The 15,334-nt window shown below is 67.7% G+C and carries 11 protein-coding genes; 4 read left to right on the forward strand and 7 right to left on the reverse strand.

What is annotated here, in order from left to right; translation table 11 throughout:
• Positions 1 to 32 precede the first annotated feature (32 nt).
• From leuS to AC1DHD_RS06365, 4 genes are all read right to left on the reverse strand, one after another.
• On the reverse strand, positions 33 to 2,567 hold the full coding sequence (gene leuS / locus AC1DHD_RS06350; RefSeq protein WP_476878903.1) for a leucine--tRNA ligase: 2,535 nt from the start codon (positions 2,565 to 2,567) through the stop codon (positions 33 to 35).
• Between the two features lie 344 nt (positions 2,568 to 2,911).
• Positions 2,912 to 4,426, reverse strand: a complete 1,515-nt coding sequence (gene glpK, locus AC1DHD_RS06355) for a glycerol kinase GlpK (protein ID WP_476878904.1) — start codon at positions 4,424 to 4,426, stop codon at positions 2,912 to 2,914.
• A gap of 77 nt (positions 4,427 to 4,503) precedes the next feature.
• A complete protein-coding gene (locus AC1DHD_RS06360; protein WP_476878905.1) occupies positions 4,504 to 5,253 on the reverse strand; it encodes an MIP/aquaporin family protein in 750 nt (249 codons plus the stop codon).
• Between the two features lie 152 nt (positions 5,254 to 5,405).
• Complete coding sequence (locus AC1DHD_RS06365) at positions 5,406 to 7,190, reverse strand: glycerol-3-phosphate dehydrogenase/oxidase (protein WP_476878906.1); 1,785 nt, start codon at positions 7,188 to 7,190, stop codon at positions 5,406 to 5,408.
• A gap of 125 nt (positions 7,191 to 7,315) precedes the next feature.
• On the opposite strand from AC1DHD_RS06365, the gene AC1DHD_RS06370 reads away from it, so the two are divergent.
• The 4 genes from AC1DHD_RS06370 to AC1DHD_RS06385 are packed head-to-tail and all read left to right on the forward strand — an operon-like array spanning position 7,316 to position 11,229.
• On the forward strand, positions 7,316 to 8,278 hold the full coding sequence (locus AC1DHD_RS06370; protein ID WP_476878907.1) for a sugar-binding transcriptional regulator: 963 nt from the start codon (positions 7,316 to 7,318) through the stop codon (positions 8,276 to 8,278).
• A gap of 58 nt (positions 8,279 to 8,336) precedes the next feature.
• A complete protein-coding gene (locus AC1DHD_RS06375) occupies positions 8,337 to 9,206 on the forward strand; it encodes an aldo/keto reductase (protein WP_476878908.1) in 870 nt (289 codons plus the stop codon).
• 11 nt (positions 9,207 to 9,217) lie between these two features.
• Complete coding sequence (locus AC1DHD_RS06380; RefSeq protein WP_476878909.1) at positions 9,218 to 10,147, forward strand: alpha/beta fold hydrolase; 930 nt, start codon at positions 9,218 to 9,220, stop codon at positions 10,145 to 10,147.
• Positions 10,144 to 11,229 carry a glycosyltransferase family 4 protein gene (locus AC1DHD_RS06385; RefSeq protein ID WP_476878910.1) on the forward strand — a complete coding sequence of 362 codons (1,086 nt, stop codon included), beginning with the start codon at positions 10,144 to 10,146 and terminating at the stop codon, positions 11,227 to 11,229. The genes AC1DHD_RS06380 and AC1DHD_RS06385 overlap by 4 nt, the downstream gene beginning before the upstream one ends.
• On the opposite strand, the gene AC1DHD_RS06390 is transcribed toward AC1DHD_RS06385, so the two are convergent.
• The 3 genes from AC1DHD_RS06390 to metK form a co-directional block, all read right to left on the reverse strand.
• Positions 11,206 to 11,811 (reverse strand): NUDIX domain-containing protein, encoded by a 606-nt coding sequence (locus tag AC1DHD_RS06390; protein WP_476878911.1) that lies wholly within the window; start codon positions 11,809 to 11,811, stop codon positions 11,206 to 11,208. The genes AC1DHD_RS06385 and AC1DHD_RS06390 overlap by 24 nt on opposite strands.
• A 55-nt stretch (positions 11,812 to 11,866) precedes the next feature.
• On the reverse strand, positions 11,867 to 14,014 hold the full coding sequence (locus tag AC1DHD_RS06395; RefSeq protein ID WP_476878912.1) for a primosomal protein N': 2,148 nt from the start codon (positions 14,012 to 14,014) through the stop codon (positions 11,867 to 11,869).
• A gap of 147 nt (positions 14,015 to 14,161) precedes the next feature.
• A partial coding sequence (metK, locus tag AC1DHD_RS06400) for a methionine adenosyltransferase (RefSeq protein WP_476878913.1) occupies positions 14,162 to 15,334 on the reverse strand: 1,173 nt, incomplete at its 5' end.

Genomic DNA, 15,334 nt, shown 5'->3' on the forward strand with positions numbered 1-15,334 from the left:
GCCGGCGGCCGGATCGAAAATGGCCTGCCCGGCTAGGCCGGGACGATGTTGACCAGTTTAGGGGCCCGGACAATAACCGTGCGGATTCCCCGTCCGTCCATCGCGCGCTGGACGTTCTCGGACGCCAGGGCCAGTTCGCGCAGTTCGTCCTCGGTGATGTCCGGCGAAACCTCCAGCCGGTCACGCACCTTGCCCTGGACCTGGACGACGGCGGTGACAGAGTCCTGCACCAGCAGGGCCTCGTCATGCGTGGGCCAGCCGGCGTTGGCGACGGACGCCGGGTGTCCCAGCACGTTCCAGAGGTCCTCGGCCGTGTACGGGGCGAAGAGGCTCAGGATGACGGCAACAGCTTCCACAGCCTCGCGGACCGCCGGATCCGCACCGCCGGCGCCCCCTGCAGCGTCGATAGTTTTGCGGGTCGCGTTCACCAGCTCCATGAGCTTGGCAACCACCACGTTGAATTTGTTGTGGTCGAGCAGGGCCTGCGCGTCGGCGATGGTGCGGTGGGTGACCGTGCGCAGGGCCCGGTCGCCGGTGGAGAAGTCGACGCCGGGTGCGCTCGTAACGTCCTGGCCGAGCCGCCAGGCGCGGGCGAGGAACTTCGCGGAGCCCGACGGCGATACGTCGGCCCAGTCGACGTCGTCCTCCGGCGGGGAGGCGAAGATCATGGTCAGGCGCACGGCGTCGACGCCGTACTTGTCCAGCTGTTCACCCAGGTCCACACCGTTGCCCAGGGACTTGCTCATGGCTTTGCCGCCGTTGAGAACCTGGCCCTGGTTGAGCAGGGCACGGAAGGGTTCGTCGGCTTCGATCAGTCCGAGGTCGTGGATGACCTTCGTGAAGAAGCGTGCGTACAGCAGGTGCAGGATGGCGTGCTCCACACCGCCGACGTACTGCCCCACGGGCATCCAGTCGTTGATCTTGGCCGGGTCGAATGGTCCCTCGGTGTAGTCCGGGGAAACGAAGCGCAGGAAGTACCAGGACGAATCCACGAAGGTGTCCATGGTGTCCGTGTCCCGTTTCGCCGGGCCGTGGCAGGTGGGGCATTCGACGTTGACCCAGGCCTCGGCGGCGGCCAGCGGGGAGGTGCCCTTCGGGGACAGGTCCTCGCCGCGCAGGTCCTCGGGCAGGGTGACCGGGAGCTGGTCATCCGGGACCGGCACTTCGCCGCAGGACGGGCAGTGGATGATCGGGATAGGGGTTCCCCAGAAGCGCTGGCGGCTCAGCAGCCAGTCGCGCAGGCGGAAGTTCACGAATTTCTCGCCCGTTCCTTGCTGGGCCAGGATCTCGATGGCGGCCGGGATGGCCTCGGCCTTGGGCAGGCCATCCAGCGCGCCGGAATTGATCAGGGTGCCCTCGCCGGAGGTCGCCGTGCCGGAGACGGCAGGGTCCTCCTCGCCGGTGTCCAGCACCGCCCGGACGGGCAGGTCGAACGTCTTGGCGAAGTCGAGGTCGCGCTGGTCGTGGGCCGGCACGGCCATGATGGCGCCGGTGCCGTAGTCCGCCAGCACGTAGTCGGCGGCCCAGACGGGCAGCTTTTCGCCGTTCAGCGGGTTGGTGGCGTACCGGCCGGTGAAGACGCCGGTCTTCTCCCGTTCGGTCGACTGCCGTTCGATTTCGGACAGCGCCTTGACCTGTTCGCGGTAGGCGTCCAGGGCTGCGGCGTGCTCGTCGGTGACCAGCTCGACGGCGAGCGGGGCGTCCGCGGCGACCACGAAGAACGTCGCGCCGTACAGGGTGTCCGGACGGGTGGTGAAGACGGTGACGTCCTTGGCGGGCTTGCCGGCGTCGGCTTCGATGACGAAATTGACGTGCGCACCCTCGGAACGGCCGATCCAGTTTTTCTGCATGGCCAGCACGCGCTCGGGCCAGTGGCCGCGCAGTTCGTCCATGTCATCGAGCAGGCGGTCCGCGTAGTCCGTGATCTTGAAGTACCACTGGTTCAGCGATTTCTTGGTCACGGCGGTCCCGCACCGTTCGCAGGCGCCGTTGACGACCTGTTCGTTGGCCAGCACGGTCTGGTCCTTGGGGCACCAGTTGACCGGCGAGTTCTTGCGGTAGGCCAGGCCGCGGTCGTAGAACCGCTTGAAGAGCCACTGGGTCCAGCGGTAGTACGCGGCGTCGGAGGTGTGCAGCCGGCGGGACCAGTCGGCGGAGATGGCGTAGCGCTTGAAAGACGCCGCCTGGGTGTCGATGTTCGCGTAGGTCCACTCGCTGGGGTGCGCGTTGCGTTTGATGGCGGCGTTCTCGGCCGGCAGGCCGAACGAGTCCCAGCCGATCGGGTGCAGCACGTCGTAGCCCTGCTGGCGCAGGTAGCGGGCGACGACGTCGCCCATCGCGAACGCTTCGGCGTGGCCCATGTGCAGGTCACCGGAGGGGTACGGGAACATGTCCAGCACGTAGCGGCGTTCCTTCGACCCGTCATCCAGCGGCGTGAAGACCTTGAGGTCCTCCCAGACCTGCGGCCACTTGGCCTCCATGGCTGCGAAGCTGTAGGCGCCCTCCTCGGGGCCTTCGCTTGCGATGGCTGCTGCTGTTCCGGTCTCTGTCTCCGGCTGAACGCTCACTGCTGGCCTCTTCTGTTCTTTCGATCTTGTCGGATCAGGACTGTCCTGCCTGATCCCAGGTCCCCTGCTGCTGCCCGGTAATTGCCCCGGACACACAAAAGCCCCTCGACACGGAGGGGCTGCCGCTCGGCAATCCGGCTGTTCGTCGGGATGCCGGGCGGCTAACTAAGCAGGAGGATCGCACGCATACGACTACTTTAGCGCAAAGCCCGCCGCCCCCAAGGTAAGTCGCCACGAGCGGCTGGATCGGAACGCTGAGAAGAGGGAGGCCGCACCCCGCCAGGGTGTGGTGGGCACCGCGAAGCGGGCGGGGCGGGTGCGGCCTCCCTCGTCAGAGCTGTGGCCTACTTCACGTCTTCGTCGACCCACTCCATGGACTTGGTGACGGCCTTCTTCCACAGACGCATCTGGCGGTCACGCTCGGCCTGATCCATCTGCGGCTCCCAGCGCTTGTCCTCGGACCAGTTGGCCGAGCACTCGCCCAGATCCTTCCAGAACCCGACGGCCAGGCCGGCCGCGTAGGCCGCACCCAGGGAGGTGGTCTCGACGACCTTCGGCCGGATCACCGGCACACCGAGGATGTCGGCCTGGAACTGCATCAGGGCGTCGTTGGCGACCATACCGCCGTCGACCTTCAGCTCCGTGAGCGGAACCCCCGAGTCCGCATTCACGGCGTCGAGGACCTCGCGGGTCTGGAAGGCCGTGGCCTCCAGGGCCGCGCGGGCGATGTGGTTCTTGTTCACGAAGCGGGTCAGCCCGACAATCGCGCCGCGGGCGTCGGAACGCCAGTACGGTGCGAAGAGGCCGGAGAACGCCGGAACGATGTACACGCCGCCGTTGTCTTCGACGGAGGCGGCCAGGGTCTCGACCTCCGGGGCGCTGCCGATCATGCCGAGGTTGTCGCGCAGCCACTGCACCAGCGAACCGGTGACAGCGATCGAGCCTTCCAGGGCGTAGTGCGGCTTGGCGTCGCCGAGCTTGTAGCCGACGGTGGTGAGCAGGCCGTTCTTGGAGTGGACGATTTCCTCACCGGTGTTGAAGATCAGGAAGCAGCCCGTGCCGTAGGTGTTCTTCGCCTCGCCGGTATCGAACGCCGCCTGGCCGAAGGTGGCCGCCTGCTGGTCGCCGAGGATGCCGGCGACCGGAACCTCACGCAGCAGCTGGGAGGTGTGGACATTGCCGTAGACCTCGGAGGAGGACTTGATGGCCGGCATCATCGAGGCCGGGACACCGAAGGCATCCAGGATTTCCTGGTCCCAGGACAGCGTTTCAAGGTCCATGAACATGGTCCTCGAGGCGTTTGTGACATCGGTTACGTGCACGCCGCCGTCGGTACCGCCGGTCAGGTTCCAGAGCACCCAGCAGTCGGTGTTGCCGAAGACAAGGTCCCCGGCCTCGGCCTTGGCGCGGGCGCCCTCGACGTTGTCCAGGATCCACTTGATCTTGGTGCCGGAGAAGTAGGTCGCCAGCGGCAGGCCCACCTTCTGCTTGAAGCGCTCCGGCCCGCCGTCCTTGGCAAGTTCGTCAACGATCGACTGTGTGCGGGTGTCCTGCCAGACGATCGCGTTGTAGACGGCCTTGCCGGTGGTCTTGTCCCAGACCACCGCGGTCTCACGCTGGTTGGTGATGCCGACGGCGGCGATGTCGTGGCGGGTGAGGTTGGCCTTGGACAGCGCCGAGGCGATGACCTCGCGGGTGTTGTTCCAGATCTCCGCGGGGTCATGCTCAACCCAGCCTGCCTGCGGGAAGATCTGCTCGTGCTCCATCTGGCCGGAGGAAACGATGTTGCCGCTGTGGTCGAACACAATGGCACGGGTGCTCGTGGTTCCCTGGTCAATGGCAATTACATACTGGTTCATGCTGACGTCCTTGTCTTGTGGGCCTGACGGTTGAAGTGATGCGATTCGAGCGGGCTAATACGGTTGGATCGGCGGGGCTACGCGGCCGCAGTGGCGATGATCGGCACGATGGCTGCGACGATGCCGGCGAGTCCGCCGCCAACGAGCGGGCCGACGACCGGGATCCAGGAGTAGCTCCAGTCCGACGCGCCCTTGCCCTTGATGGGCAGCAGCGCGTGGGCGATGCGCGGACCGAGGTCACGGGCAGGGTTGATGGCGTAGCCGGTGGGGCCACCGAGGGAGACACCGATACCGACAACGAGCAGGGCGACTGCCAGCGGGCCAAGTCCCGAGGGGGTCCCGCCGAACGTCAGGATGACGAAAACGAGGACGAAGGTGCCGATGATCTCGGTGATCAGGTTCCAGGGGGTGGAGCGGATGGCCGGGCCGGTGGAGAACACGCCGAGCTTGCTGGCGGGCTCGGGTTCGGCGTCGAAGTGCTGCTTGTGGGCCAGCCACATCACGACGGCGCCGAGGAAGGCACCAAGCAGTTCACCGCCGAAGTAGGTCAGGGTGGAACCAAAGTCCACCGCGACACCGGGGGCGTATTCCTTCTTGCCGTTGAGCAGCAGGCCGAAGGTGACGGCCGGGTTTAGGTGCGCTCCGGACTTGGCGGCAACGAAGACACCGCAGAAGACAGCAATGCCCCATCCCCACGTGACCATCAGGAACCCGCCGTTGTTGCCCTTGGTGCCTTTGAGCGCAACGTTGGCCACAACGCCGCAACCCAGCAGGGTCAGCATTGCGGTGCCGAATACTTCGGACAGGAAAACTATTCCAAGAGACATCTTTGACTCCTCTATTTTCTGTTGTCAGCCCTTCGCGAGTTTGAAGGGCCGTTGGGCCGGCAGCGGTTTCGCGCTGCCGGCCGGCCACTGCGACGCCCCGGAAGGAGCCGCAGTCTTTGCTCCCGGACAAACCCGTCCGGTCGCACAAGCTCTTAGGCGACCAGGCTGTGGACCTGGACGCCGTGRTTCCGCCGCAGCACCTCCTGGGCGTGGTTGATCTCGGCGCTGCGCTTTTGCGCATCCCAGCCCAGCGGTCCGGCCAGGATTCCGGCCACCTCATTGAGGAGTTCGCCGGTCACCAGCCCGCGGAATGCCAGTGAGGTGCGGCGGACCAGGACGTCGATCAGGTGGCCGACCTGCTCGTTGTGGGCCATGAACTCCAATTCACGGACGCTCAGTTCCCGGGTGGAGTGCAAGGCCCGGTCCTGTCCGGCGTCAAGATAGGCCATAACGTCCACGGCGCGTGTGCCGTAGCGGGTCAGCAGGCCGGCGGTGCGGTCCGCGTCGCGGCCGGCGGCCATGTGGGACTTGATCCAGCGCTGGACGCCGTCATCGGTCTCCGGGAAGCCGGCACCGCCGCCGATGGGGAGCTTCGCCGTCGAGACTTTCCGCTCCAGGCCGAGTTCGGCGAGTACGTCGTTGCTCAGGTGCTCGGCGAGGGCACGGAACGTGGTCCACTTGCCGCCCACCAGGCTGAGCACGACCGGGGTTTCCGCGCCTGACTTGCCGGCTCCGCCGCGGCGTTCGATCCGGTAGTCGCGGCTGACGAATCCCGGCTGCGTGGCGTCGTGCCGGGGCAGGGGGCGGACTCCGGAGAAGCTGTAGACGATCTGTTCACGGTTCACGGCGACGTCCGGGAAGACGTGGCCAATGAGGTCGAAGAAGTAGTCGATCTCAGCCTCGGTGCACACGGCGTCCTCGGCGGGATCGGCGTCGATGTCGGTGGTGCCGACGAGGACCCTGTCACCCATCGGGTAGATCAGGACGATCCGGCCGTCGGTGTGTTCGAAGAAGATCTCGCGGCCCTGGCAGGCCTCCAGCAGCTCGGGGTGGTCCAGGACAATGTGGGAGCCCTTGGTGCCGCCCATAAAGGCGGACGCGGAACCCATGGCCTGGTTGGTCAGGTCCACCCAGGCGCCGGTGGTGTTGACCACGACGTCGGCGCTGAAGTCGAAGACCTCGCCGGTCAGTTCGTCGCGGAGCTGGACGGTGCCTGCTTTTCCGCCGGCGGATGCGCCGTCCATGGAGACGAGCGAGAGATAGTTGCTGGCGCGGGCTCCGTTGCCGCCCGCTTCGCCGACCTTCTCGCCGTCCTGCAGGACATCGAGGGTGAGCCGCTCCGGGTTGTGCACGGAAGCGTCGAAGTAGGTCGCGGCGTATTTGATGCCGCGGTGCAGCCGGGGCAGCTCCGCCAGGGCACGCTTGCGTCCGCGGAACTGGTGGCGCGGAACGGTCCCGCCGTCGCGGGAGAAGGAGTCGTACATGCTCAGGCCAAGCTTGATCAGGAAGGCGCCGCGCTCCTTGGGCGCACCCTGCTGTTTGTGGGTCAGGAACCGCAGCGGCGCGGCGAGGATGCCGGAGAAGGTGCTGAAGATCGGGATGGTGGTCTGCAGCGGTTTGACGTAGTGCGGGGCGATCTTCAGGAGGCGGTTGCGTTCCACCACGGACTCCTGGACCAGCCGGAATTCGCCGTTCTCGAGGTACCGGATACCACCGTGGATCATGTGCGAGGAGGCGCCGCTGGCGCCCTGGCAGAAGTMGCCGCGTTCAACGAGTGCGACGTCGACGCCCTGGAGCGCCAAGTCACGGAAGGTTCCGACTCCGTTGATGCCGCCGCCGATGATCAGCACTTGCGCGTGGGGCCTGTTTCGCAGCCCCTGCACGGATGTGCGGGGTGCGCTCGACGCCGGATGGCCGGATGAAACCTTGTTTCCCAAAACTGCTCCCTAGGGATTGGTGCTGTGCGACGCGCCGATAGGGCACGCCGTCGTTCATCACTATTGTTTGGACTAATGGAAAATGGAGTCAAGCACTATGCACAAACGTGCAGATCGGAATCATCATGTCGCCAACACGCCCGTCCGATGCACTCCGGGCCGCCCAGCTTTATTACCTCCAGGACCTCACGATGGACGCCATCGCCAGGGAGTTGCGGACCTCCCGGTCGACCGTCTCGCGGCTGCTCTCAGCGGCCCGGGAGTCGGGGCTGGTGCAGATCCAGATCCGCAGCCCGCTGGACACCGGACCCGAACTTGCCAGCATGATCCGGGCCGAATACAAGGTGGACGTCCACGTGGTTCCGGTGGTCGACACGCTCAACGAAGCCGAAACCCTGGACCGGGTGGCCATGCAGGCGGCCCGGACCATCGGGCCGCTGGTGGACTCGAACGCCATCATCGGGGTCGCGTGGGGCTCCACGCTGAGCGCAGTCAGCCGGCACCTGACTCGGAAGATCACCCATGACAGCATCATCGTCCAGCTCAACGGTGCCGGGAACATGCAGACCACCGGCATCACCTACGCCTCGGACATCATGCGGCGCTTCGGCAGCGCCTACGGTGCCCGGGTGGAGCAGTTCCCCGTGCCGGCCTTCTTTGACCATGCCGAGACCAAGAAGGCCATGTGGAATGAGCGCAGTGTGCAGCGGATCCTGCAACTGCAGTCCCGGATGAGCATCGCCATTTTCGGCGTCGGATCGGTCGACGCCGATTACCCCAGCCATGTGTACGCCGGCGGCTACCTGGACGAGGACGATCTCAGCGTCCTGGCAGGTTCCGACGTCGTCGGCGACGTCGCAACCGTCTTCTTCCGCGCCGACGGCTCCTCCGACGGTATTACGCTCAACGAAAGGTCCACCGGGCCGGACCTGGCCCAGCTGCGGCAGGTCCGGCGCCGGATCTGCGTGGTGTCCGGGGCCTCCAAGATCAACGGACTGCGGGGCGCGCTCGCCGCGGGCCTCGCCACCGACCTGATACTGGACGAGGCCAGTGCCCGGCGACTGGTCAGTTCCGAGGGCCTGGCCTGACGGCGTTGCCGTCCCCCAGCAGCACCGTCCCGGGCGCCGGACTGGGTAGAGTCGGGGTATGCGAATCTCCCCCCGGCTGACCTTGAACAATGGCGTGATGATGGACCGCCTCGGGTTCGGCCTCTACAAGGTACCGCCGGCCGACGCCGCCGGACTGGTCACGATGGCGCTGGAGGCCGGCTACCGGCACGTCGACACAGCCGCGATGTACGGGAATGAGACCGGCGTGGGAAAGGCCATCGGGGCCCTCTCCGCGTTCGACGGCTCGGCCGGGGGCTCCGGCGAACTGCACCCCGCCCTGGCCCGCGAGGACATCTTCGTCACCACCAAACTCTGGAACGACGACCAAGGCTACGACGCGACACTCCGGGCCTTCGACACGTCCATCGCCAAGCTGGGACTCGAATACATCGACCTGTACCTGATCCACTGGCCGTGCGCCCAGCGCGGGCTCTTCACCGAGAGCTACCGCGCCCTCGAAACGCTGTACCGCGAGGGCAGGGTCCGCGCCATCGGGGTGTCGAACTTCCAGCCCGCGCACCTGGACCGGCTGCTGCAGTCGGCAGAGGTGGTGCCGGCCGTGAACCAGATCGAGCTGCATCCGTGGCTCCAGCAGGCCGAACTGCGGGCCCTTCACGCCTCCCTGGGCATCACCACCGAAGCCTGGAGTCCGCTGGGCCGCGGACAGCTCCTCGAGGACCCGGTGGTCCTGCAGCTTGCTGAGGCGCACGGCCGCAGCGCCGCGCAGATCATCCTGCGCTGGCACCTGGAACTGGGCAACGTGGTCATTCCCAAGGCGAGCTCCTACGCCCGGATCCGCGAGAACCACGACATCTTCGGCTTCAGCCTCAGCACCACCGACCTGGATGTCCTCGCCGGACTGGAGCGCGGGTTCCGCACCGGCTCGAACCCTGACAACGTCAACTAGGATCCGAACGAATGGAACACGTGGCCACCGAGCCCTCTCCCCCGCGTCCACTGCTCAGCGCGGAACTTGATTCACGCACCAGTGCCTCGGCCGTCGACCTCAACGGCACCCGGGTGGCGTACTGGAGCTACGAACCGGCCCACGTATCGCCAGAGACCCGGACAATCCTCGTCATCCATGGCTTCCGCGGCGACCACCACGGCCTGCTGCGGGTGGTGGACCAGTTGCACGGGATGCGCCTCATCATGCCCGACCTGCCCGGGTTCGGCGCATCGGGTGCTTTCGGTGCCGGGGGGCACAGCGTCGCCGGCTATGGCGGGTTCGTTGCCGACTTTATGGCGGCCCTCGGCTTGGGGCCGGACACGGTGCTCCTGGGCCATTCTTTCGGTTCGATCATCGCCAGCCATTTCGTGGCCAGCCACCCCGGCGCCGTCGCCGAACTGATCCTCATCAATCCGATCGCCGCGCCCGCCCTGGAAGGCCCCAAGGGCCTGATGACGAAGGCGGCCGTGCTGTATTACGAGGCGGCGGCCCGGCTTCCGCGCAGGCTCGGGAACGCGCTCCTGCGCAACCAGCTGATAGTCCGGGTGATGAGCGAGACCATGGCCAAGACCAAGGACAAGGCGCTGCGGGAGTTCGTCCACGCCCAGCACAGCGCGTACTTTTCGGCGTTCGCGGACCGGGACAGCCTGCTTGAGGCCTTCAAGGCTTCTGTCGGCAGCAACGTCGCCGAGGTGGCGCCGCGGCTCACCCTGCCCGTCCTGCTGGTGGCGGGCGAAAAGGACGAGATCGCCACCCTTCCCGACCAGTACAAACTGTTGCCGTTGCTGCCGGACGGAACCCTCGAGGTCATTCCCGGCGTCGGGCACCTGATCCACTACGAGACCCCGGAACCCGCCGCGGAATTCATCCGCCGCTTCCTGAAGGACCACACCGCGTGAAAATCCTCATCGACGCCCGCTTCACCCGGATTGGCCACCACGACGGCATCAGCCGCTACGGTTCAAGCCTCATCGCTGCTGCCGCTAAGGTGGCCGATGTCTCCATGCTGATCAGTGACACCCGCCAGCTGGCCTTGCTGCCGGACGTCCCCTACACGCTGATCAACAGCCCGCTGTCCCCGGCCGAACTGTTCGTGGCCGCCAAAATCAACCCGCTCGGGGCGGACGTGGTGGTCTGCCCGATGCAGACCATGGGCACCTGGGGCCGGAAATACGCGCTGGTGCTGACCCTGCACGACCTCATCTACTATGAACACCCTGCCCCTCCGGGCTTCCTTCCTGCTCCCGTCCGGGTCCTGTGGCGGCTCTACCACAAGGCGTTCTGGCCGCAGCGGGTCCTCCTGAACAGGGCCGACGTCGTCGCCACCATTAGCGCCACCACCGAGGCGCTGATGGCCAAGTACCGCCTGACCAAGCGTCCGGTCCGGATTGTGGGCAACGCTCCGCAGCCTGTGCCGGCCCCGCGTGATCCGGGCGCCGGCTCCGACCGGACGGTGCTCTACATGGGGTCGTTTATGCCGTACAAGAATGTCGAAACCATGGTCCGCGGCATGGCGGAACTGCCCGGCATGACCCTGCATCTCCTGAGCCGGATCACGCCGGAGCGCCGGACCGAGCTGGAGGCGCTGACGCCGGCGGGAGCCGACGTCGTGTTCCACAACGGGGTGACGGACGCCGAGTATGAGGCCCTGCTGGCCCGGACCACGGCACTTGTCAGCCTCTCCAGGGCCGAGGGGTATGGCCTGCCCCTGGTGGAGGCGATGTCGCACGGCACACCGGTCATTGCCAGCGACATCCCCATCTTCCGCGAAGTGGGCGGGGACGCTGTCAGCTACGTCGATCCGGAGTCGCCGTCGGCCTTCGCAGCCGCGGTCCGCGAACTCGCGGAGCCCTCGCTTTGGAAGGACCGGTCCGCCCGGGCCGTGCAGCGGGCGTCGCAGTTCAGCTGGGACGCCTCCGCGCAGCACCTGCTCGCTGCCGCCGAAGAGGCCGTCGAACTACGGCGGCGCAAGCGGCGGTAGCCCACACCCGTCGGCCACTTCGACGGTTCCCTGCCCGTTGGACGCGACTGGACGTCGAGTGGGCCCGGAACCGTCGAAACGGCGAGCGTCGAAACGGCTGGCGGCGAAATGTGAGATCACCGCGGCGTCGTCGGCGTGGTACGTCCGCCAGGGCGAGTCCACTTCGACCCACAGCGCGGGTTGGCCCGGTTCCGGGACCAGCTCCGCATCCGGGTCCGCCGTCGCCCAGTAGGACACGTTCAGAGTTTCCGGCAGGTCCCGGTGGTAGGAGCGGAGGGCGGCGTGCGCCGGGCGGCCGGCAATAACCGGTCGCAGACCTGTTTCCTCTGCCAGCTCCCGGATGGCGGCCTCCCGCGGCGCCTCCCCCGCCTCGACTTCTCCGCCGGGCGGCACCAGCCCGCGCCAACGATGCTCCACAACGAGTATCCTGCGGAAGTCCGGAGAGAAGACCCACACGTCGGCGGCCAGCGGTCGCTGGTCCGCACGCCAGATGGATTCGATCCACTCCTGGAGTCCCTCTTCGGCGGTATGCGCCAGCGACAGATCCCGCAGCGCCTCATCCACAACACGCTTGTACTGCATGGAACCTCCTGGTGGTTGCCGGATGCGGGTGGTTCCCCACCGTTGGACGCAGGCGCTACAGCACGTCCACACCGTCGAGCCGAAGCTGCACGGGGTCGTCGCTGCGCTTGGCCGCGGCGGCTGCCTTCGTGGCACGCAGCGCTTTGGTAACCTCGGCGGCCTGGGCGTACGGGATAAACAGCAGCGTCCGGACGTCATCTCCCCCGGGCCGGCCTGCCCCGGCCGGCGCCGGCATGCCCGCGCCGGATCCGGGCACCGGGGCGGGGCCGGCCGTCCGCAGCACAATCCCCTGTTTGGCGAGCCCGGATTCAACGGCCTGGGTGAAGTGCCCGACGGCGGTCCGGCCGCCGGTGACGGACGCGATCCGCACCGCCGGCGGAAGCGACAGCTCCTGCCGCAGGGCCAACTCGCGCCCGGCGTATCCGGCGGGGTCCCAGYGCAGCAACGCCCCGACCCCTGCCGCGTCCTCGGCCGTGATGACCACCAGGCCACCTGCGGAGGCCGGCCGGACCAAGGCCGCTGCGTTGAACCAGCGGCGGACGGCGTCCTCTCCCGCGCGCAGGTTCTCCCGGCGCAGCAGCGAATCGCCGTCGAGCAGCAGCGCCGCGGCGTACCCGCCGGGTGCGACCGGCTCCGCGCCCACCGTGGCGACCACGAGGGCCTTGGAATCGGGCACGACCGCCAGGACACGGTCGCCGGATGAGGTGATCACGGGTTTGCCGGGAAAGGCCCGGCCGAGTTCCTCAGCTGTCCGCAGGGCTCCGGTGGCCCCACGCCGCAGCCGGACCCCGTTGCAGTGCACGCAGCGCCACTCGGGGGCCGCCGCAGAGCACCAGCGGCAGACGGGTACCGCTGCGCTGCCGGCCGGACCGGCAATCGCGAGCGGGCCGCTGCAGGCGGTGCAACGGGCAGGTTCGCGGCAGCGCTCACATGCCAGGGAGGGCGCGTAGCCGGCGCGGGCGACCTGCACCAGGACCGGACCGCGCTCGAGGCCTTCTTTTGCCGCCCGCCAGGCGGCCCCGGGGAGCCGGGCGATGCGGGCCAGCGGATCGCGTTCCTGCTCAAAACTGTCCGCGGTGTTGACGACGCGGGGAACTGTCCGGCGCAGCACGGACCGGCCGGCCTCCACGGCATTGGCCCAGCCGGATTCCACCAGCCGCTGCGTCTCAGTGCTGCGGGTGTGCCCGGCCAGCAGGCACGCGGCACCCTCGTGGGCTGCGCGGAGCAGGAGGACCTCGCGGGCGTGGGCGTAGGGTGCGCGTTGTTCGATGTGGAGGTCGTCGCCGTCGTCCCAGCACACCACTAGCCCCAACTCGCGGACCGGGGCGTAGGCGGCAGAGCGGGTGCCGACGGCCACGCCCGCGGCGCCACTGAGCAGGCGCAGGAAGCTCCGGTACCTGGGCGTCTGGCCGTCGTCGGCGGTCAGCCGTGCCACGTCACCGGCGGGCAGAAGCTCGAGCAGCGCCGCCTCCACGCGGTCAAGGTCCCGGTAGTCCGGTACCACCACCACGGCACCGCGGCCGGACCGGCGGACAGCAGCCACGGCCTCGGCGATCATCCGGGGCCAGCTGTTGGAGCCGAACCCCTGCAGGACACTCAGCACGGCCCTGGGTGATTCCCCGGCGCCGAGGTGTTGAAGGTACGCGGGGCCGTTGTGATAGTCCGCCCAGCTGGAGTGCCCCGCCACCGCAGGAGCCGCGGTGGCCTCATCAGCGCCGAACAGTGCGGGGTCCAGCACACCGTCCGGGGCGTACTCTTTCTCAAGCTTGGCCATCCTCGGCGGTACGGCAACACGCAGCACGTCGCTGACGGTTCCGGCGTAGCGCGCCGCAACCCTCCCTGCAAGCTCGGCCACGGCCGGAATGAGGACCGGCACCGGGGAGACCACCTTGTGCAGGGGCACCAGCGTATGGCCGGCGTCGGAGGCGGCTACCCGTTTAAGCAGGTACCCGCTGAGTTCCTGGCCGCTGAACTTGACCTTGACCCGGACTCCGGGCCGGGCCGCGGCATCCAGCTCCGCCGGCACGCTGTAGTCGAAGGGCCGGTCGAGATGCGGCAGCGGGGACTCGAGCAGGACGCGGGCCACCGGCAGTTCCGCGGCCAGGGCCGGCCCGGCAGCAGCGGCAGAGGCAGGGAAGCCCTGCAGCAGGGAGAGCTGCAGGGGCTCTTCCTGGGCGGTCGCGCTGCCACGGGTGGAAGCCACGGTACCGGTCTCCCTTCGATCGCTGGTTGCGGGTGGTCAAGGTCCGGTGCCACAGCACTGCTGGCAAAGAACTGTAGCCAGGCCACCGGTTGGCGGCCTGGCTACAGCACATCACAAAGCTACGACATTCAGCGGAACCGGAGCCTCTTAGGCGTTGAAGAAGGCCTTCAGGTCATCCACGCGGTCGAGGCGCTCCCACGTGAAGTCGGGATCCTCGCGGCCAAAGTGGCCGTGGGCGGCCGTCTTGGCGTAGATCGGGCGCTTGAGATCCAGGGCATCGATGATGGCCCGCGGGCGCAGGTCGAAGATCTCGGCGATCGCCGTGCTGATCTGCGCGGGGTCGACGGTCTCGGTGCCGAACGTCTCCACGTAGGTTCCAACCGGACGGGCCTGGCCGATCGCGTAGGCGATCTGGATTTCGGCCCGCTTCGCGAGGCCGGCCGCCACCACGTTCTTGGCGACCCAGCGCATGGCGTAGGCGGCCGAGCGGTCAACCTTGGACGGATCCTTGCCGGAGAACGCACCGCCGCCGTGCCGGGCCATGCCGCCGTAGGTGTCGACGATGATCTTTCGGCCGGTCAGGCCGGCGTCGCCCACGGGGCCGCCGATCACAAAGGCGCCAGCCGGGTTGAGGATGTTGCGCGAGCGGGAGGTGTCCAGGTTGGAGAGCGCCATCACCGGGTCGACGACGTGCTCGGCGAGGTCAGCGCGGAGCTGATCGAGGCTGGCGCCTTCGGCGTGCTGGCTGGAAATTACTACGGTTTCCAGCGAGACCGGGCGGTCGCCGTCGTAGCCCACGGTGACCTGCGTCTTGCCGTCGGGGCGGAGGTAGCCCAGCTGGCCGGACTTGCGAACCTCCGTGAGCCGCTCGGAAAGGCGGTGCGCGAGCCAGATCGGGACCGGCATGTAGGACGGGGTCTCGTCGCTGGCGTAGCCGAACATAATGCCCTGGTCGCCGGCGCCCTGCAGGTCGTAGTCGTCTTCCTGGCGTCCTTCGCGCGCTTCGAGGGAGTTGAAAACGCCCCCGGCGATGTCGTTGGACTGCTGGCCGATCGACACCGAGACACCGCAGCGGGCGCCGTCGAATCCGTTCGCCGAGGAGTCGTAGCCGATGCCGAGGATGGTCTCCCGGACGATCTGCGGGATCTCGACGTAAGCATCCGTGGTGACTTCACCGGCGACGTGGACCAGGCCGGTGGTGGCCAGGGTCTCCACGGCCACGCGGGACTCGGGGTCCTTGGCCAGCAGGGCGTCAAGGATGGAATCGCTGATCTGGTCACAGATCTTGTCAGGGTGTCCTTCAGTCACCGACTCGGAGGT

Source organism: Arthrobacter sp. 05L45_2 (genome assembly GCF_056397525.1).